The organism is Streptomyces sp. CG 926 (assembly GCF_003148825.1).
Classification (GTDB): Bacteria; Actinomycetota; Actinomycetes; order Streptomycetales; family Streptomycetaceae; genus Streptomyces.
This window is the reverse complement of sequence record NZ_QGGZ01000014.1, coordinates 19,446-38,267: the sequence shown is the minus strand read 5'-3', so window position 1 is coordinate 38,267 and position 18,822 is coordinate 19,446. Positions and strand designations below refer to the sequence as shown.

The window sequence follows — 18,822 nt, the reverse complement described above, 5'->3', positions numbered from 1 at the left end:
GTGCTACTGTCGATCTCAGTTGCAGTTGTGGTTCCCAAAACTTCAAGTCCTCCCAGCAGGTGTCCACACCCCTAGGAGTACTTTTATTTTTCCGGTCAAGTCATCATCGGTCGGGGTAATCATCGCGGCGACACGGAATCCTCACAGCGTGGATCCCGATGTACTGCCCCAAAGGAGATATGACATGGCTACTGGAACCGTGAAGTGGTTCAACGCGGAAAAGGGCTTCGGCTTCATCGAGCAGGACGGTGGCGGCGCTGACGTCTTCGCCCACTACTCGAACATCGCCGCCCAGGGCTTCCGTGAGCTGCTCGAGGGCCAGAAGGTCAGCTTCGACATCGCGCAGGGCCAGAAGGGCCCGACGGCCGAGAACATCGTTCCCGCCTGACGCTGACACGCACTTCGTAGCTGGGGCCCGCATCCTTCGGGGTGCGGGCCCCAGCTGCACGCATTTCCGCCCCGTCACCGCCCCGTCCGTCACCGCCCGTCCCGCCCTGTATCAGCCGCGGGTACGGCGCCGAGGTATCCGCTGTCCTTCGTACGCGGATCGCGCCACGGCGGATACGCCGGGTTGCGCACCCTGACGGACGGCATCACCTATTTTTTCGGTACCTGTACCCGCCAGGTTCTCCGGCCGGGCAGGTCCGTTTCATATTTTCATTCGGCCCGTTTCTTGCAATTCTCCGCGCAGTGCATGCCTGCGGGAATTCCTTGATATGCGCCGTATCGAGGAAGGTTCCGCATGAACCGCACGCGCACGAACGAACGATTCGCCCGCACACGCAACGGCACGGCCGGATCCGGCACGAGCGGCGGCCGCTTCGGCGGTTCGGCCCCCAGCCGTTCCGGTGCCCCCAGCCGTTCGGGTGCCCCCAGCCGTTCCGGTGGCCCGAGCCGCTCGAACGGGTACGGCCGACGGCCCGCCGCCGTGCAGGGCGAGTTCGCCCTGCCCAAGACGATCACCCCCGCGCTGCCCGCCGTCGAGGCCTTCGCCGACCTCGCCATGCCCGAAGAACTGCTCGCCGCGCTCACCGCGCAGGGCGTGACCGTGCCGTTCCCCATCCAGGGAGCGACCCTGCCGAACTCCCTGGCCGGCCGTGACGTGCTCGGCCGCGGGCGGACCGGCTCCGGCAAGACCCTGGCCTTCGGACTGGCGCTGCTGGCCCGTACGGCCGGCCGACGCGCCGAGCCCCGTCAGCCGCTCGCGCTGGTCCTCGTACCGACCCGCGAGCTGGCGCAGCAGGTCACCGACGCCCTCGCCCCGTACGCCCGCTCGGTCCGACTGCGGCTCGCCACGGTCGTCGGCGGGATGCCCATCGGGCGGCAGGCCGGCGCGCTGCGCGGTGGCGCCGAGGTCGTCGTTGCCACGCCGGGCAGGCTGAAGGACCTCATCGACCGCGGCGACTGCCGACTCGACCAGGTGGCCGTCACCGTCCTGGACGAGGCCGACCAGATGACCGACATGGGCTTCATGCCGCAGGTCACCGCACTGCTCGACCAGGTCCGCCCCGAGGGTCAGCGGATGCTCTTCTCCGCCACCCTCGACCGCAACGTCGACCTGCTGGTGCGCCGCTACCTGACCGACCCGGTCGTCCACTCCGTCGACCCGTCCGCGGGCGCCGTCACGACGATGGAGCACCACGTGCTGCACGTGCACGGTGGTGACAAGCACGCCGCCACCACCGAGATCGCGGCGCGCGACGGTCGCGTCATCATGTTCCTGGACACCAAGCACGCCGTGGACCAGCTCACCAGCCACCTGCTGAACAGTGGAGTGCGCGCCGCCGCCCTGCACGGCGGCAAGTCGCAGCCGCAGCGCACCCGCACCCTGGCGCAGTTCAAGACCGGGCACGTCAGCGTGCTCGTCGCGACCAACGTCGCCGCCCGCGGCATCCACGTGGACAACCTCGACCTGGTCGTCAACGTGGATCCGCCCACCGACCACAAGGACTACCTGCACCGTGGTGGGCGTACCGCTCGTGCCGGGGAATCCGGCAGCGTCGTCACCCTGGTCACCCCGAACCAGCGCCGTGGCATGGCGCGGCTGATGGCAGCCGCCGGGATCACCCCGCAGACCACCCAGGTCCGCTCCGGTGAAGAGGCCCTGAGCCGGATCACCGGTGCCCAGGCCCCCTCCGGCATCCCGGTCGTCATCACCGCCCCGGCGGCCGAGCGGCGCGAGCGCGGCGGCCCCGCCTCGCGCAATCGACGCCGCCCCGCCGCGGCGACCGCCCGCCGTAGGCCGGCACGGCAGTCCGCCGCCGACGCCGTAGCGTGAACCCTTCTTCTCCCCTTGTGAGGCATCATGCGCGTCGTCATCGCCCGATTCCCCTTCGATCTGACCAAGAGCGGAGTGCTGGAGTCGATGAAGGGCGTCAAGCCCGAGCCCGTCGACGGTGAGTCCGTGATCATCGGACGCCGGCACTACCCGGTCAAGCAGGTCGGCCAGGTCGTGACCCGTCAGGACCGCCGGGACTTCAGCGCCGCGGAGGTCGTACGCGCCATGACCCTGCTCGGTTTCACGTGCCGCGGCCTGCCGCAGGCCGCCGCCGCGCCCACGACCACGCCCGGCCTCACCGCGTTCCAGCGGGCGTCGGCCATGCTCGGCGAGCCCGCGCCCGTATCGGCTTCCGTCTGACCGCACAGCAGCTCCCGCACCATCCCTGAGGGCCCGACCGGCACATCCGGTCGGGCCCTCAGCGCTGTGCCGGAAGGGCCGTGCCGGAAGGGCCGTGCCGGTGGTGCTGCGTCGGTGGTGCTGCTTCGGTGGAAGGAAGATCTCTTGGTCGGGTACAAGAAAATCTATCGGCGTCACGGTAGACATCCGGTTGTTATGTGCCTAGGGTTTCTCCCGTAGCCAAGCTCGAAGGAAGGGAGGAACGAGACACCATCAGGATCGCCCGGGCACGGAGCACACGGCTCGGGTACCGAACGACCCCGAACGGCAGGTGGTCCCCGGTCAGGCATCCACGATCCCCGCACTCCCGCCCGTCTCCCGGGCGCGACCGCGGTAACAGAAGGTCGGCGCAGCGCTGAGGCCGACAGATGGTGTTGAATTCCCTTCAGGGCCTTGGTGCCGTACGGCACCAAGGCCCTTCGACGCGTTCTAAGAAGAGGTGCAGATGACAGCGGATGACTCGCTCGGCGGCCGGCTGGACGACGATGACTACCCCGCCTACACGATGGGCCGGGCCGCCGAACTACTCGGCGCGACCCCCGGCTTCCTGCGCGCCATCGGCGAGGCCCGTCTGATCACTCCGTTGCGCTCCCCGGGCGGACACCGCCGGTACTCGCGCTACCAGCTCCGGATCGCGGCCCGCGCCCGGGAGCTCGTGGACCAGGGAACCCCGGTCGAAGCCGCCTGCCGCATCGTCATCCTCGAGGACCAGCTCGAAGAGGCCCAGCGCATCAACGCCGAGTTCCGCCGGGCGGCGAACGCCACGCCCGACGACTCCCGCTGAGCCGTCGGCGCGTCAGCGCGCCAGCGTGTCATCCGTAGGACGGGATGGGCAGCTGGGACATCGACATCGGCGGCTCCTTAGGCGACGACACCGTTGCCGACCGGGTGCTGCCGGCCCTGCGGACCATGCGGACCATGCGGACGTCCCGACGGGCGACGTACGGCGGTCGCGGCGGCGTTCGTTGTCGGTCGGCGCCCCGACGGCCGGCTCACATCACGGCCCGTCAGAGCTGCCTGCTGCGGTTCCCCGGACGCTCGTCGTCCACGCCTTGGAGCACCTGGTCGCCGAGCGGTCCGAACTCGCCGACCGGTGACCCACGGCCACGGGCCGCCGAAGCCGATCCGGAACCGGACCCGAGCTCCGGCAAGATCCGCCGGGCAAGATCCGGAAGAGGCCGCCGGGCCTGCGCCGGCCCCCTTGCCGCCCGCGTCGGGCCGCCCCGGCCCGCCGGTCGCCGAACTGCGCCCGAGCCGCGAGCGGGATATCAAGGAGCGTGAAGGCCGGAGCGAGGCCCGACAGACGCCACCCCGCGGTGAGGAGAACGTCTCGTGGAGTTCGAGGTCAATGGCACCCGGCACGCGGTGGATGTGGACGACGATCCGGCCGCCGTGGAGGTGGTCCGGGACCGACTGGGCCTGACCGGCACCAAGCTCGTCTGCGCGGGCGGGGTGTGCGGCGCCTGCACGATCCAGGTCGACGGTGAACCCCGGGTGTCCTGCCTGACCCCGGCGGTCGGGCTGGCCGGGCGGCGGGTGACGACCGTGGAGGGCCTCGCCGGCCACCCGGTCGGACGTGCCTTCGCCGGCGAGGACGCCCTCCAGTGCGGCTACTGCACCCCCGGGTTCGTCGTCGAGGCAGCGGCGTTCTTCGAGCGGTGGCGGGCCGCCCACGGCCGTACCCGGCCCGGACGGCAGCCGATCGCCGACGCGCTCGCGGGTCACCTGTGCCGGTGCGGTGCCTACGAGGGAATCTTCAACGCGGTGGCCGCCGCCTGCGCGGGCGACTACGACGACGCCCCGACCGACGGCCAGGCCCCCGCGGTCCCGCGCACCGAAGCCCCGGAGAAGGTCGACGGATCGGCCCGCTACACCACGGACCTACGGCCCGAGGGATTGCTGGAGGGGGTGATCATCCGCTCGCCGCACGCGCATGCGCACGTACGCTCCCTCGAAGCGGGGGACCTGCCCCTGGTACCGCTGCTGCCCCCGGACGGTGTCGTGCGCTACGTCGGACAGCCGGTCGCCGCGGTCGCCGCGCCGGACCGGGCCTCCGCACGGGCGGCGGCAGCGCGGGTCAGGGTCGACTACGAGGTCCTGCCCGCGGCCCTGGACGCACGCCAGGCCCGAACCGGCGAGGGCCCGCTGGTCTACGAGGACAAGGCGGCACGCAAGCGAGCGCCCGGTTCCGGCGAGACCCCCCAACTGGTGCCCGCCCGCTGGCGCGGCAACCTCCGGGGACCGTCCGCCATGAGCAAGCGTCCCGCCGCAGCCGTGCGTCGGATCACCGAGGCCCGCAGCCGCACCCCCGAACGGGTGGTGGAGGGCGTCTACACCACCGCCGCGCAGACGCACACGCCGCTCGAACCGCACGCCTGCCTCGCCCGATGGATCGACGGCACCCTCCATCTGGACGTGTCCACCCAGTCGGTGAAGCACACGGCCGAGCTGGCCGCCGAACGCTTCGGCCTGCCCGTCGATCGGGTGGTGGCGCGGGCCGTCCACGTGGGCGGCGGCTTCGGCTGCAAGATGGGACTGACCTCCGACGTCGTCGCCGCCGTCGAGCTGTCCCGGCTGCACGGCGCCCCCGTACGCGTGGTGCTCGACCGGGACGAGGAACTCACCGACGGCGGATACCGGCCCGGCACCCGGATCCGGCTGGCGATGGTCGCGGACGAAGCCGGCGAGCTCAGCGCACTGGCCATGGACGCGGACAACGACGGCGGCGTCGCGGTCGGCGGCACCGTGGCCGCACTGGCCCGGTTCATGTACGGCAAGGCCCCCCGCCGGCTCCGCGACTTCGACACGGTCACCCACCGACCTCCGGGCGCCCCCTTCCGCGGCCCCGGCGGCCCCACGATGTGCTGGGCGCTGGAGCAGGCCGTCGACGAGATGGCCCACCGGCTCGGCGAGGACCCCATCGCCCTGCGCCGCCGCTGGGACGGCAACCCCAAACGGCACGCCCTCTACGACCGGGCCGCCGCGCTCCCGGTCTGGTCGGGCCCCCGCGGCGGCACCGGGCGGTTCCGCCGCGGCGTCGGCGTCGCGGCGGCCAACTGGATGTACTTCCTCGACCCCGTCACCGAGGTCGAGCTCACCGTCGAGGACGGGATCGTCGTCGCCCGCTGCGCCGTACAGGACATGGGCACCGGCTCGCGGACCGTGCTGCGCCGGGCGGTCGCCGCCGGGCTCGGCCTGCCCGAGACGAAGGTGCGCGCCGAGGTCGGCCGGAGCGACACCGTGCACGGGCCAACCTCCGGCGGCAGCCGTACCACACCCTCCCTCGTACCCGCCGCCGCGGACGCCGCCGCCCGGCTGCGCGACGCGCTCGGCGGCGATGACGTGGCCGCCCGGCTGGATACCGCGCACGGCGTACGGGTGACCGGCCGGCGCCCCCGCGACCGCCGGGGCTTCGTGACCCCCTTCACCATGGCCGGTATCGCGATCGGCCGGGGATTCACCGGATCGGTCCAGGTCGCCGAGGTCGAGGTGGACACCCGGCTCGGCCGCGTCCGCCCGCTGAGCGTGTGGAGCGGCATCGCGGCGGGCCGGATCCACGAGGACCGCCTCGCCCGCGGCCAGTGCCAGGGAGCCGTCGTACAAGGCGTCGGCTACGCCCTCTACGAGGAGCGGCGCACCGACCCGGTCACCGGGCGGGTGCTGACCGAGAACATGGAGGACTACCGCATCCCCGGCATCGGCGACACCCCCGAGATCACCATCCACTTCCACCAGGAGGGCTTCGACCACGTGCCCGGTGGCGGAGTCGGCCTCGGCGAGATCGCCACCCTGCCCACCGCGGCCTGCCTGGCCAACGCGGTCCACGACGCCACCGGCTGGCGCCCGTACGACATGCCCATCCGCCCCGACCGGCTCCTGGAAGGACTGGGTACGTGAGCACCGAGACCGCCCTCACCGACCTCTCGGCCGCCGTCCTGGCCCGCGGCGGGGAGCTGCGCGCCGGTGGCACCGACACCACCGCCCGCCGGCGCAGCGGCGTATCTCCCGGACCGTTCACCGACCTCGGCGGCGCCGATCACCTGCGCGGCTGCACCCCGCTGCCCGGCGGTGGGCTGCGGATCGGCGCCCTGACCACCCTCACCGAACTGGCCACCGACCCGCAGGTACGCGAGGGCTGGCCGGCCCTGGCCCTGGCGGCCGGGAGCGCGGCCACTCCGCAGATCCGGGCCGCCGGCACCGTGGGCGGCAACCTCCTCCAACGCAACCGCTGTTGGTACTACCGCAATCCACACTTCAGCTGTCTCCAGAAGGGCGGCACCGGCTGTCCCGCACGCCAGGGCGACCACCACTTCGGCGTGGTCAGCGGAGACGGCCCGTGCGTGGCCCCGCACCCGTCCACCCTCGCCATGGCCCTGCTCACCTACGACGCCGAGGCCCATGTCCACGGCGACTCCCCGCGCGCAGTCGCCGACCTGTACGGGGACGGCGACCGCCTCTCCCACGCCGACCACCTGCTGCCGCCGGACCGCATCCTCACCGCGGTCCACCTCCCCGCACCCCTGCCCGGCGAACGCGCCGCCTGCCACCGGGCCATCAGCCGGGCCCATGCCGAATGGCCCCTGGTCGAGGCCACCGTCCGACTGGTGCTCGACGGCTCCACCGTCACGCACGCCGCCGTCGCGGCGGGCGGGGTGGCCCGTGTACCCCTGCGACTCACGGAGGTGGAGGCCGCCCTGATCGGCCGGGAGGCCACCCCCGATGTCCTCGCAGCGGCCGCGGAGACGGTCCTCGCCCGCTGCCGGCCACTGCCGCAGACCGGCTACAAGGCGAAGCTGTTCCGCAACACCGTCCTGGAAGTCCTGGAACAGGCCGTCGGCCCGGCGACCACCGGCTAGATCGCCTCTCCCGGATCCCTGCGGGTGCCTTCGGATCCGTTCGGATGCCTTCGGATCGCTCGGCGGCTCCCGACGGGACGGCCGACCGACCCGCCCCGTGCCCCGTCCTCTCAGCCGGTGTGAAGGATTCGGAACCGATCGGGCCGCTCCGGGTCCCGGTCCACGACCTGGGTCGGAGCCCAGGTCCATTGCCGAACGCCGATGCCCGGCGCGCCGGAGAACCGGATCCGGCCGCGGGTGCCCTCGACCGCGACACGGGCCCAGGGATCGTCGGCGCGCGCCTCGGTCGCGCCGCGCGAGCACAGCACATCGGCCAGGACGAGCACGGTGTCGTACCCCTCGAAGGCGACGAAGGAGGGCGTCACGCCCAGCCGCTCGCGAAGGGCGGCCTCGACCCGTGTACCGAGCGGGCCGAGGCGCTCGGGCAGGTAGCGCAGGAACGGGACGGCCGCGCCATCGTCCCCCAACAGCGTCGCCCATTCGGGAAACTCCGGTTGCCCGGCCGGAGCGCCGATCATGACCTGGGCGAGTCGCCGGTCGCGGCGGACGGCCTCGACGATCGGGACCGCCGGCTCCGGGAGGCCGACCAGGAGCAGGAGGGCCGTCGCGCGACGGTCGACGAGCTCCGTGCACAGTGCGGTGGGGGAGTGCACCGTCATGTCGAGTTCGACGACGGATCCGCCGTGCGGAGCGAGGTGTTCCCGCAGGATGCGGGTACCGGCGGCCCAGTAGACGCTCGACTGGGTTGCCACGGCGATGCGGCGGTGGCCCGCGCCGAGGAGGAAGTCCGCGTAGATCCGCCAACCGTGGGACTGCGCCGGGGCGAGGCGCGCGACCCATCGGGTCGGCTGTTCGGTGAGCGCGTCGAGAACCGCGGACGAGCACAGGAACGGCAGGCCGAGGGCGTCGGCCCGGGCCGCGGCGGCGCGCGCGACGACGCTGTGGTACTCACCGGCCAGAGCGGCCACCCCGAGGCGGGCCAACTCGTCCACGGCTGCCACGGCCCGCTGCGGATCGGCCGCGGTGTCTCGGACCAGCAGTTCGAGCGGCTTGCCGGCGATCCCGCCGGCGTCGTTGACCTCCCGAACGGCCAGTTCCAGTCCGGCGAGCAGGTGTTGGCCCGCCTCGACCCAACCAGGCCTGCTCAGCGGAACGAGGGCGCCGATCCGGACGGATGACCCGTCAGACCGCCCGGCGACAAGCGGTGATGGTGGCGTATTCATCCGTCTGCTTCTCCCGCGTGGTGGTTCCGTTGCGGCGTACCCGGGCCGCGGCGCGATCGTCGGTGGCGCCGAGCGTAGCCGAGGCGAGAACGGCCGGAGCGGGCGCCCTTGCCCCGTGCCTGCGGTCCGCCCCCCCCGCCGGCCGCCCGGGCGGGCCATCCGGGCGGGGCGCGGGGTGCGTACGGCATGGCGCCCAGAGCAGCGGCACCCCGCGGCGCATGCTGAGTCTTCCCGCCCTGCAGGAGAGGCCTGTGAGTGATCCCGCACCGCGCGTGACCGGCACGAAGCCGCCGTCGCCGTCGGCCACAGCGGCCGACGGCATTCCCGCCCCCGGGGTCATCGGCATCGGACTCGCCGCGGTGCTGACGTTCGCGCTGGCCCAGGGCTCGTGGCAGTGGTTCGCCACGTTCATCGGGGTGACGCTGCTCGCGGTGCTGCTCGCCTTCCAGCGACGGGCGGAGTGGACCCCGAACGTCCGCTCGCCGTACATGCGCGGCCTGGTCGCGTACTCGCTGGTCGTCGGGCTGTGCGTGGCGGTCGCCCTGGCCCCCCTGTTGCAGCGCCGGGCCTGGTTGTTCCCGATGCCGGGCACGCGCGCCGACTGCGCACTGGCGGGGAGGTACCAGGCCCTCCAGGTGGAGGCCGCGCTCGGGAACCTGGCCGCCGGTGACGGCGCTGCCCTGGCCTTCGTACAACAGGACCAGGCGCGCAAGGCGGTTGCCGAGTGCTTGGCGGCCACGACGACCCAGTGGCTGCCGGTGTACGGACTGGGGGTGGCGGTGCTGGTCGGCGCGTGTGCGTGGTTCCGCGACCGGGCCCGCGCCCGGTCGGTGCCCGGGCGGGGACCTACCGACGCGCGCGGCTCACGTAGAGAAGGATGAGGGATTCACCCATGTGCACGCGGATCTTGTGGAACACCAACGACCACGCCGTCCTCGCCGGTCGGACGATGGACTGGCCGGAATCGACCGAGCCGGTCCTGACCGTGTTCCCCCGGGGGATCGAGCGCGACGGCGGCATGCTGGCGGGTACCACCGTCGTCGGCGACAACCCCCTGCGGTGGACGAGCAGTCTGGGCAGCATCGTGACCACCGTCTACGGAGCCGGCACGGCCGACGGTCTCAACGAAGCCGGCCTCGCGGCCCACATGCTCTACCTGGACAGCACCGATCTCGGCCCCCGCGACCCCAGTAGGCCGGGCCTCCAGATCGGCCTGTGGATCCAATACTTGTTGGACGGCGCACACACCGTCCAGGAAGCCTTGGACCTGCTCGACACCTGCCAGCTGGTGCCGGTAGAGCTGCGGGGCTTCAAGGCCTCCGTGCACGTGGCCCTGGAGGACGCTGCAGGTGACTCCGCGATCGTCGAGTACATCGCGGGCCAACGGCAGGTGCACCACGACCGCAGCTACACGATCATGACGAACGAACCCTCCTACGAGGAACAACTCCGCCTGCTGCGGGAAAAGGTGCGCGCCGTGCAGGGGCTCGGCCACGACCGGCCGAACAGCGAGGTACCCCTGCCCGGGAACGTGAACGCGGTCGACCGCTTCCAGCGCGCCGCCTACTTCAGCTCCCTGCTGCCCGAGCCGGCGGACGACCGCCAGGCGGTCGCCGGCATCCTGGCCGTCACCCGCAACGCCTCCGTGCCGTTCGGCGCGCCGTATCGCGAGGGGAGGTTCCACACCTACAACACCGAGTACCGCACGATCTGCGACCTCACCAGCAAGCGCTACTTCCTCGAACTCGCCACCAGCCCGAACCTCCTGTGGGCCGAGATCGACCGCTTCGACCTGTCGCCCGGCGCTCCGGTCATGATGCTGGATCCTGAGGGGATCGACCTCGTCGGGGACGTCTCGGACCGGTTCACGCCCGCACCCGCGCCGTTCTGACCGGCCGGCTCTCCGGGCCGTGTCCCGGCCAGGCCATTGGCAGAAATTGAACACAGTCCGAACCTGAGAGCGCTCTCAGTCATCACTTCATGTGCCCGGGAGCACTGTGCACCTCCCCCCACTTCGCGGTGTCCCCTCAGGAGGCAGATCGTGTTCCGCTTATCGAAAGTGCTTGCGGCCGGGCTCGCGGCGCTGGTCGTCGGCGCCGGCCTGGTGACATTCGGCCCGTCGGTGGCAGAGGCCGTACCGGCGACCGTCCCGCTCACGATCAAGAACACCTCAGGCAGCAGCGAGCCGGTATACGTATACAACCTGGGAACACAGCTGACCACCGGCCGGCAGGGCTGGGCCGACGCCGGCGGCACGTTCCACCCGTGGCCCGGGGGTGGCAATCCCCCCACCCCCGCGCCCGACGCGTCCATTCCGGGCCCGGCCGCCGGCCGGACCAAGACCATCCGGATACCCAAGTTCTCGGGACGCGTCTACTTCTCCATCGGCCAGAAGTTGGTCTTCAAGCTCAGCACCGGCGGCCTGGTCCAGACTGCCGTGCAGAACCCCTCCGACCCCAACCGCAACATCCTGTTCAACTGGTCCGAGTACACGCTCAACGACGCCGGCCTGTGGATCAACAGCACCCAGGTCGACATGTTCTCGGCCCCGTACGCGGTGGGTGTCAAGGCCGCCGACGGCACGGTCACGAACACGGGTCGGCTGAGGCCGGGCGGCTACAACGCCGTCTTCGCGCAGCTGCGTTCGGCTGGCTGGGGCGGACTGATCCAGAACCGCCCCGACGGTACGCCGCTGCGCGCGCTCTCACCCGGTCACGGCATCGAGGCGGGCGGAATCCCGGCCGGCGTCATGAACGACTACATCAACCGGGTCTGGACCAAGTACAGCTCCTCCATGCTCACCGTGACGCCCTTCGTCGACCGACCCGACACAAAGTACTACGGCCGCGTCTCGGGCAACGTCATGAACTTCACCAACGGATCAGGGGCGGTGGTCACCAGCTTCCAGAAGCCGGACTCCGACAGCGTCTTCGGCTGCTACAAGCTCCTGGACGCGCCCAACGACCTTGTCCGCGGCCCGATCTCCCGCACCCTGTGCGCGGGCTTCAACCGGTCGACGTTGCTGACCAACCCGGCCCAACCCGACGCGAACGGCGCCAACTTCTACCGGGACGACGTCACCAACCACTACTCCCGCATCATCCACGGACAGATGGTCGACGGTAAGGCGTACGGCTTCGCCTTCGACGACGTCGGCGCCCACGAGTCTCTGGTGCACGACGGCAACCCGCAAGAGGCCTTCATGACACTGGAACCGCTCACCTAGGTTCCCTGCCGCCGCTCGGTACCGGCCTCCTTTCCCGGAGGCTGGTACCGCCTCGGTGGAGCGGTTCGGCGGCCGGATCGCCACCGGCGCGGCCGGCCTCGGCTACGGCTACGGCTACGGCTACGGCCGAGGCTACGACGGGACCGCGGTGCCACCGCGATCGCGGGCGTACGAGGCCACCCGGCCGCGCATCACCGCGGGCGGTGGATCACCGCAGGGCCGTCACCTTCCGCACCCGCCCGGTCGCCGTCCCGTTACCCCTTCCGGTCGCCCAGGGCGGAGCCGCGAAGGCGGCGTAATCTGGCTGAACCACCACAGAATGCGCGTGCGACCGACACGGCGCGCCATCCGTGCACGGCGCCGCGCCCACGACCCCGCTCACGACCCACCCACGACCCGCCCACGATCCAGGGAGGCGGCGCGTGACCGATCCGTTCGGCTTCCTCAGGATCCCCCGAGAGGCCGTCCCGGCCCGCCCCGTCGAGCAACGACTCGGCGACTGGCACGAGGTCTACGCGGGCCAGGCACTGCTCCCGCTCGTCTCCCGGCAGGCCGATCGCTGCATGGACTGCGGCATACCGTTCTGCCACACCGGCTGCCCCCTGGGAAACCTCATCCCCGAGTGGAACGCGTACGCCGCCCGCGGCGACTGGCACGCGGCCTACGAGCGGCTCCACGCGACCAACAACTTCCCGGAGGTCACGGGCAGACTCTGCCCGGCCCCCTGCGAGGACGCGTGCGTCCTCACGATCAACGCCGACCCGGTGACCATCAAGAACGTCGAGCAGGCGATCGCGGACGAGGGCCGACGGCGCGGCTACATGACACCCAGGCCGGCGGAGAAGCGCAGCGGCAGAGCGGTGGCCGTCATAGGCTCCGGCCCCGCCGGCCTGGCCGCGGCGCAGCAGCTGACCCGGGCCGGCCACCGCGTCACGGTCCACGAGCGGGCCGACCGGATCGGCGGCATGCTGCGCTACGGCATCCCCGAGTTCAAGATGGAGAAGTCCCACCTGGACCGCCGTATCGAGCAGATGCGGGGCGAGGGCACGGTGTTCGTCACGGGTGCGGACATCGGCGGCGCCGTCGGTACCGGCGCCGACGAGCTGCGCGGCCGGTGCGACGCCGTCGTCGTCGCGGTCGGGGCCGGCGAGCGTCGTGAGCTGCCGGTCCCGGGCCGTTCGCTGCACGGTATCCATCAAGCCATGGACTACCTGACCTGCGCGAACCGGGTACGGGAGGGCGACTACGCCGTGTCGCCCGTCACCGCCGAAGGCAGGCACGTGGTCATCGTGGGCGGCGGAGACACCGGCTCCGACTGCCTCGGAACGGCCTTGCGGCAGGGCGCGGTCTCCGTGCTCCAGCTCGACATCAACCCGGAACCCGGCGCGGGCCGACCCGACGACGAGCCCTGGCCGGTGTACCCGAGGACGTACCGCATCTCGCACGCCCACGAAGAGGCCCGCGGACGCGCGGGACGCGACCCCCGGCTGTTCGCCCGCGCCACGCTGCGCTTCGAGGGGGACGAGGCGGGCCGGGTACGGGCGCTGCACCTGACCGCCGTCGAGCCGGTGGGCCGCAGCCCCCTGACCGGGACCGAGGACGTCATACCGGCCGGCCTGGTCCTGCTGGCCCTCGGCTTCTCTGGCCCCGAGCGGGCCGGTGGCCTGCGCGAGCAGCTGGCACTGGAGCTCGACGAGCGCGGCAACTTCGCCCGGGACGCGGGCTTCGCGGCGGCCGGCGGACAGGCCCCGGGAGTGTTCGTCGCGGGTGACGCGGGCCGAGGGCAGTCGCTGGTGGTGTGGGCCATCGCCGAGGGCCGTGCGGCGGCCGCCGCCGTCGACCGGTACCTGACCGGGTCCACCTGCCTCCCGGCCCCGGTCGCCGCGCACGACCGGCCGATGACGGCTCTGGGGCGCATGCGCTACGGGCTCTGACGGCGGCCGTCCGGGCCGACTCCCGACTCGCGGCCTTGACGTCGGCAGGCTAGGGCAGCGGAGCGGCCGGCACCCATCCCTCGTCGAGGTAGATCGTCCAGGCGTCTCCCACCGCCCGCCGCAGCTCGACCAGGGCCGCGACGTCCGCGATGACCGCTGGTGCGTCGGACGCCCGCAACGGGGCGCCCGGGACACCGTTGCGGGTGTAGGTCGGCACCTCGCCGTCACAGCTGAAGGCGTGCAGTGGCGGTGGACCATCGCCGAACCACGTGGGGCAGTTCTCCTCCGCCCAGGCGGCTGCGGCGTCGACGCGCTCCAGGTGGGCCAGCAGGTGCTCGGGAGCCGGGCCGCAGCTGAACTGCACGAGAAAACCCTGAGCGTCCACCGCCCACCAATCCCATATGAACCCAGGTCGGGGGTGCCGCAGGGTCGAAGTCATACCGCCACCGTATCCAAGCGGGGGGGACCACCCCTCGTAGGGTGGCACGGGCCCCAGTTCGCGCAGGTTCCCCGTGCACCGGGAGGTACGGATGACAGCAGCAGCCCGGCTCTTCGTCAACGAAGGCGTTTTCGGCATCCTCGACGCCGGCAGGATACCGATCGAGACCGCGGACCGGTCCCAGGGATTCCTCGTGACGATGGAGCAAGGCGCTCTCGTCGTCACCGGCATCAACACCGGTGGGGTGCAGGTGCGGGTACACGCTCTCGACGAGGCACCGGCCCCTGAGGCCGGGAGCTGGGAGGAGACCGCCCGTTCGCGGATCTGCGCACCTGAAGGACGGCTCCGCGTCGAATCACTCACCCACGGCCCGGACGAGCACCTCCCCCTCCTCAGTACCGGCGGACCCGGCTGGTACGTGGTGGAGGTCAAGGCCCGAGGCCGTAGCCTCGAGCCCGATGGCTTCAACGCCCTATCCGGCGAGCAGTACCTGATCACCGCATGGCCGTCGCCCGACCGACTGCCCGTGCCCGCCCCGACACCTCGCGCCGGCCATGACGAGGACCCACAGGCAGCGGAACGCCGTCAACGGCTGCTGCGCGGCTGAGGCGCGGCGCAGCGGCCGAGCCGCAACCACTCCGTTCCGGAGAGGCCGAAGAGGGTCCGCGCGCCACCGATCACCGCCGGGGGTACACGGTCAGGCCGCCGTCGCCGGTCCCCGTGACGACGTAGGAGCGGTGGACGCCGTGCGGCGCCTCACGGAACAGTGGGCTCCTGGTCCAAGCGGTCCGGCAGACCGAAGAGCGGAAACAGACGCTCGGTGTCACGGAAGGCCGTGATGCCGGTGATCAGGTCGCCGGAGACTTCGACGACCTGAAGGGCCCAGGGAAGGTAGCCGGTGCCGTCCGGGTGGGGGCGGTACTGGCCGAAAGCGGGGCAGCCGTTGGCCGCCGTCGGGACCAGCCGCGAGCCACGGCAGCCGATCGCCGGGCCGGTGAGCCACGCCTGGATGTCGGGGACACCGCGCATCCACTTCGCGTACGGGGGCAGGCACAGCGTGGCGTCGACGTGGAGGAGCATGTTCAGCTCCTCCATGTCATAGCGGGAGAAGGCCGCGGCGTACCGCTCGGCCAGCAGCCTGTGCATCCTGTCGTCGCACGGCAGGGCGGCCGGTACCTGCGTCGCCCGGCAGCGGTCGGTCAGGGTGCTACGGGCCCGCTGCAAGGCGCTGTTGGCCGAGGCGACGGTAGAACCGTGCAGGTCGGCGACCTCACGCGCCGAGAAGTCGAGGATGTCCCGCAGGATCAGCGTGGCCCGCTGCCTGGGCGGCAGGCGCTGCAGCATGGCGACGAACGCCAGCCGCACCGACTCGCCGGACGTCGCGGCGGCCTCAGGATCGCTGCCGGGGCAGGGTTCCACCCAGAGGGCGGCGTCCTCCGGGAGCGCCGGCGGCGCGCTGCCCTCGCTCGGCCCGGACAGGTCCATCGGCAGCGCCCGCCGCTTCCCCGAAGCCAGTGTGTCCAGGCAGACGTTGGTGGCGATGCGGTACACCCACGTCCGCAGCGCCGACCGGCCGTCGAACCGGTCCATGCCCCGCCACGCCCGGACCATGGTCTCCTGCACGGCGTCCTCGGCCTCGGCGTAGGAGCCCAACATCCTGTAGCAGTACCCGGTCAGCTCCCCGCGGAACTCCTCAAGCCCTTCCACCGCTGCGCCGACCGCCGCGACATCCCCCATGACGCACTCCTTCAGGTAGAAAAGTTCCAGGTCACCGGCGGAAGTCCGGAGGCGCGGAGGCCCGGAGGGCCGGGTCCGAACGCGAAGTCCGGTGCCCGCGTGGGCTGACCCCGCGGCACGTCTCGAAACCCGCAGCGGCTCGTAGGGCCCGCGAGCTGAGTGCGTTGCGCCATCGCAGTGGCAGTGCGGCGAGCACCGGCGGCCCCGTTCAGTGCGGTGGCGGCGCCGGGTTCAGGGCGTTGACGACAGTGCAGCCGCCCTCTCCCGGCATCCGCTGGATCCGGGGCGGCACCCATACCTCGGTGGCGCCGGGGCTCACGCGGGCAAGAAGGCAGTCCTGGGCGTCGAAGTGGTTGCCCTTCACCGACAGGAGAACGCCGACCCGGCCGCCCTCCGCCTTCACCTCGGTAAGGATCGCCGGATCCAGGCCCAAGGCGGCGAGCGTACGGTGCACCTCGGCCTCGTCTACCCGCCCGCCCTCCGGGACCCGGGGAAGCTTCGCGCGGAGCTCCTCGGTCGGTAGCCGGGGTGGTTCGGGTGCGGGGGCGAAAGTCAGCGGAGGGCTGTCCGGGCAGTCCACGTCCCGGGGATCGGCACGCCATTTCGAGGTGGGCGACACCCGCACGGCGAAACAGCGCAGCACGGTGACCTTCTCGATGTCGAACCAACTGTTGTACGCCGAACCGGACGTGCGTACGACCACGTCGACGCCGTCCCCGTCGTGCGTCGAGGTACCCGTCACCCGCATGACCTCCACGCCGTCGATGTCGGAAGCGGAACGCCCGACCTCCTCCGCCGTGCGCGGACGCTGGCCGTAGAGCCGTTCGCCCACTCTCCTGGCCGCTTCGCGTGCGGCGTCCGTCGCCTCGCCGTTGGAGGACTGCACGACCCCGCAGCCGACGGTGAACAGCAACAGTGGGGCGAGCCAGAGCAGTCGTCGCATGTCTCCACCCTTCCGGTGCAGCCCGTGCCGGGAAACCGCTCGCGTACTCGGACCGGCGTAGGCGATCGTACTCAGCCGGTGCGACGATCAGACGGGGGAGTGGACCATGAGGCTCTGGCGATGGGCGCTCATGCAGGAACGGCAGGCGAGAAAGCACGAGTTGTCCGGCCGATCCGTCCTAGCGGGGCTTGTGAGCTGAGGCTTCGCCGTTCGGCGGCCAGGCGGCCGGCCTTGGCCGTAGAAGCCCCGACCGGCCGGCGTGATCCTCGCCCAGCGGCCCCCCGGAGCCCCGCGTATGAGGCATCAAGTGGGTGGCGTACACCACGCGACTGCATGGCGGGGCGGGCGGACCGGGCGCAGGAGCGACAGGCTGCCATCGATCAGGCCGGACGGCAGGACTCGCAGACGTGGCTGTCGATCGCGGTCACCAGCTCGCGAGCCGCTGTCCTGACTGCGGCATTTCCGTCACCGGCCAGCTTCTCTGCCGTACTCCTGCCCTCAAGCACGGCACGGTGAGCCGCGCGCTGCACTTCCATGTGCGGAGGGTTGGCGTGTTCGAGGATCGTCTGCAGCAACTCGATCACGCCGGACCGACCGGTGACGGAGTCGGTCACCGCGAGATCCCACAAGAACGGAACCGTTGCGACGGTCGCGTCGAAGACAGCCGGCTCACCGAGCCACAGACCGAGGTCGGTCAACGCCGAAGCACTGGTCCGGGCGTCACCCCACGCTATCCGCGACAGCCGGCCCGGAACCTCCGCCGCTGACCCGTATGCGTGCGTCAACTCATGCCACCGAACACTGCTCATGCCCTTGAGGATCGTCCCCACCCCGCACTCCGTTCTACCACCCGCCCGCCCGCGATACCGAGAGCACCCATTCCACCTCACCGACCAAGTCGACCGCGAGCCTGGTCTCGCGACGCGGACGAGGCCCGTGCGGAATCGCAGCCTTCTCAGCCTGCTGACGGGGTACCAATGCGGTCTTCTCACGCACCCTTTCGGCTGACCCCGTCGTCGCCCTGTGAGGGCACTGGATCCCTTGCGGCAGGGCGTGCTGGGGGGAGCGGTCGGCTTGGGGCCGGATGATTCGCTCCCGATGGTGGAAGGACCCTGCCAGGATGGTGGAGCCTCTGATGCACGCTGCGAGGAGAACGAGTTGACCAGTTCCGAGGGCAATGGGCCCAAGCTGTCTCCGACGGATCCGCCGAAGTCGCTTACGTCGCACCGGAATTCGGCGGGGTCACCTCGATCGCAGCCGGCCGTGGGTTCCGGAGGCCAGCTGCCCGGCTTGCCCCGGCCGCGTATGCGGATCCGGAACCGACAGACGGCGGCGCTGACGTTCCGCGCGGACGAGTGGGCGCCTGCGAAGGCCGCGGTCCAAGCCCTGGCTGTGGTTCGGGGGTGGAGCCTTCCGGACTTGGACGAGCAGGACATGGAATCCGCGGTGAAGGTCTTGGTCACCGCGGCCGTGAAGGACGGTGGACGCCGCGTCAGCGTCCACCTCGCCGACCAGGCGGAGAAGATCCTGGTGGTCGCCCTCAGCCACCAGCCCGGCGCCGCGCCCGAGGGCGAGGTCTTCGCCGCGCTCCAGGCCCTGGCCACCGTCGACAGTTGCGGCGACGACCTGGCCGATGACGGCCGCCGCCTGTGGGCTCTCCTGGACGCAACGCTTCGGCCCCGCCGTACCCCGCGGGCAGGCTAGGCCAGCCGTCTCCTGTGGATCACGAGGCGTGAACCTCCATCCTGAGCCTGGAGGGGTGATCGGTGCAGCCGGCCTGGCGGCAT

Annotated in this window: 17 protein-coding genes; 12 read left to right on the top strand and 5 right to left on the bottom strand. The window is 71.6% G+C overall.

The features are described 5' to 3' along the window. Positions 1–184: 184 nt before the first annotated feature. The 6 genes from BCL76_RS31540 (at position 185) to BCL76_RS31515 (ending at position 7,533) form a co-directional block, all read left to right on the top strand. On the top strand, positions 185–388 hold the full coding sequence (locus BCL76_RS31540; RefSeq protein ID WP_004986771.1) for a cold-shock protein: 204 nt from the start codon (positions 185–187) through the stop codon (positions 386–388). Positions 389–742: 354 nt separating this feature from the next. After that, positions 743–2,278, top strand: a complete 1,536-nt coding sequence (locus BCL76_RS31535) for a DEAD/DEAH box helicase (protein WP_109782779.1) — start codon at positions 743–745, stop codon at positions 2,276–2,278. 27 nt (positions 2,279–2,305) lie between these two features. Then, positions 2,306–2,638, top strand: a complete 333-nt coding sequence (locus BCL76_RS31530) for an SCO5918 family protein (RefSeq protein ID WP_109782778.1) — start codon at positions 2,306–2,308, stop codon at positions 2,636–2,638. A 484-nt stretch (positions 2,639–3,122) separates the two neighbouring features. Beyond that, entirely contained in the window at positions 3,123–3,461 is a 339-nt protein-coding gene (locus tag BCL76_RS31525) for a MerR family transcriptional regulator (RefSeq protein ID WP_109782777.1), read from the top strand. A 548-nt stretch (positions 3,462–4,009) separates the two neighbouring features. Continuing rightward, positions 4,010–6,574, top strand: a complete 2,565-nt coding sequence (locus BCL76_RS31520; protein WP_109782776.1) for a molybdopterin-dependent oxidoreductase — start codon at positions 4,010–4,012, stop codon at positions 6,572–6,574. After that, complete coding sequence (locus BCL76_RS31515) at positions 6,571–7,533, top strand: FAD binding domain-containing protein (RefSeq protein ID WP_109782775.1); 963 nt, start codon at positions 6,571–6,573, stop codon at positions 7,531–7,533. Before BCL76_RS31520 ends, BCL76_RS31515 begins: the two co-directional genes overlap by 4 nt. Positions 7,534–7,643: 110 nt before the next feature. Here the strand turns inward: BCL76_RS31515 and BCL76_RS31510 are convergent, their stop codons facing one another. After that, positions 7,644–8,756 carry an ABC transporter substrate-binding protein gene (locus BCL76_RS31510; protein WP_109782774.1) on the bottom strand — a complete coding sequence of 371 codons (1,113 nt, stop codon included), beginning with the start codon at positions 8,754–8,756 and terminating at the stop codon, positions 7,644–7,646. A gap of 251 nt (positions 8,757–9,007) precedes the next feature. Between BCL76_RS31510 and BCL76_RS31505 the strand changes: the two genes are divergently transcribed. From BCL76_RS31505 to BCL76_RS31490, 4 genes are all read left to right on the top strand, one after another. After that, a complete protein-coding gene (locus BCL76_RS31505) occupies positions 9,008–9,637 on the top strand; it encodes a hypothetical protein (protein ID WP_258310004.1) in 630 nt (209 codons plus the stop codon). An 11-nt stretch (positions 9,638–9,648) separates the two neighbouring features. Then, positions 9,649–10,647: a linear amide C-N hydrolase gene (locus BCL76_RS31500; RefSeq protein ID WP_109782772.1), complete on the top strand. Its 999-nt coding sequence runs from the start codon at positions 9,649–9,651 to the stop codon at positions 10,645–10,647. Between the two features lie 150 nt (positions 10,648–10,797). Further along, entirely contained in the window at positions 10,798–11,982 is a 1,185-nt protein-coding gene (locus BCL76_RS31495; RefSeq protein WP_109782771.1) for a glycoside hydrolase family 64 protein, read from the top strand. 422 nt (positions 11,983–12,404) lie between these two features. Beyond that, entirely contained in the window at positions 12,405–13,916 is a 1,512-nt protein-coding gene (locus BCL76_RS31490) for a glutamate synthase subunit beta (protein WP_109782770.1), read from the top strand. Between the two features lie 49 nt (positions 13,917–13,965). On the opposite strand, the gene BCL76_RS31485 is transcribed toward BCL76_RS31490, so the two are convergent. Further along, positions 13,966–14,280: a hypothetical protein gene (locus tag BCL76_RS31485; RefSeq protein WP_258310003.1), complete on the bottom strand. Its 315-nt coding sequence runs from the start codon at positions 14,278–14,280 to the stop codon at positions 13,966–13,968. A 166-nt stretch (positions 14,281–14,446) separates the two neighbouring features. Between BCL76_RS31485 and BCL76_RS31480 the strand changes: the two genes are divergently transcribed. Continuing rightward, a complete protein-coding gene (locus tag BCL76_RS31480; RefSeq protein WP_109782768.1) occupies positions 14,447–14,962 on the top strand; it encodes a hypothetical protein in 516 nt (171 codons plus the stop codon). A 149-nt stretch (positions 14,963–15,111) separates the two neighbouring features. Here BCL76_RS31480 and BCL76_RS31475 read toward each other — a convergent pair whose 3' ends face one another. The 3 genes from BCL76_RS31475 to BCL76_RS31470 form a co-directional block, all read right to left on the bottom strand. Further along, positions 15,112–16,092 (bottom strand): sigma-70 family RNA polymerase sigma factor, encoded by a 981-nt coding sequence (locus BCL76_RS31475; protein WP_109782767.1) that lies wholly within the window; start codon positions 16,090–16,092, stop codon positions 15,112–15,114. Positions 16,093–16,300: 208 nt separating this feature from the next. Beyond that, positions 16,301–17,035 (bottom strand): translation initiation factor IF-2, encoded by a 735-nt coding sequence (locus BCL76_RS39220; protein ID WP_181382810.1) that lies wholly within the window; start codon positions 17,033–17,035, stop codon positions 16,301–16,303. Positions 17,036–17,415: 380 nt separating this feature from the next. Further along, positions 17,416–17,865, bottom strand: a complete 450-nt coding sequence (locus BCL76_RS31470; protein WP_109782766.1) for a hypothetical protein — start codon at positions 17,863–17,865, stop codon at positions 17,416–17,418. 589 nt (positions 17,866–18,454) lie between these two features. On the opposite strand from BCL76_RS31470, the gene BCL76_RS31465 reads away from it, so the two are divergent. Beyond that, on the top strand, positions 18,455–18,739 hold the full coding sequence (locus tag BCL76_RS31465; protein ID WP_258310002.1) for a hypothetical protein: 285 nt from the start codon (positions 18,455–18,457) through the stop codon (positions 18,737–18,739). Positions 18,740–18,822 lie beyond the last annotated feature (83 nt).

Excerpts from the sequence above, each read along its gene's own strand:
- BCL76_RS31540 (WP_004986771.1), top strand. The coding sequence starts at position 185 with ATGGCTACTGGAACCGTGAAGTGGTTCAACGCGGAAAAGGGCTTCGGC.
- BCL76_RS31535 (WP_109782779.1), top strand. The coding sequence starts at position 743 with ATGAACCGCACGCGCACGAACGAACGATTCGCCCGCACACGCAACGGC.
- BCL76_RS31530 (WP_109782778.1), top strand. The coding sequence starts at position 2,306 with ATGCGCGTCGTCATCGCCCGATTCCCCTTCGATCTGACCAAGAGCGGA.
- BCL76_RS31525 (WP_109782777.1), top strand. The coding sequence starts at position 3,123 with ATGACAGCGGATGACTCGCTCGGCGGCCGGCTGGACGACGATGACTAC.
- BCL76_RS31510 (WP_109782774.1), bottom strand. The coding sequence starts at position 8,756 with ATGAATACGCCACCATCACCGCTTGTCGCCGGGCGGTCTGACGGGTCA.
- BCL76_RS31500 (WP_109782772.1), top strand. The coding sequence starts at position 9,649 with ATGTGCACGCGGATCTTGTGGAACACCAACGACCACGCCGTCCTCGCC.
- BCL76_RS31480 (WP_109782768.1), top strand. The coding sequence starts at position 14,447 with ATGACAGCAGCAGCCCGGCTCTTCGTCAACGAAGGCGTTTTCGGCATC.
- BCL76_RS31475 (WP_109782767.1), bottom strand. The coding sequence starts at position 16,092 with ATGGGGGATGTCGCGGCGGTCGGCGCAGCGGTGGAAGGGCTTGAGGAG.
- BCL76_RS39220 (WP_181382810.1), bottom strand. The coding sequence starts at position 17,035 with ATGCGACGACTGCTCTGGCTCGCCCCACTGTTGCTGTTCACCGTCGGC.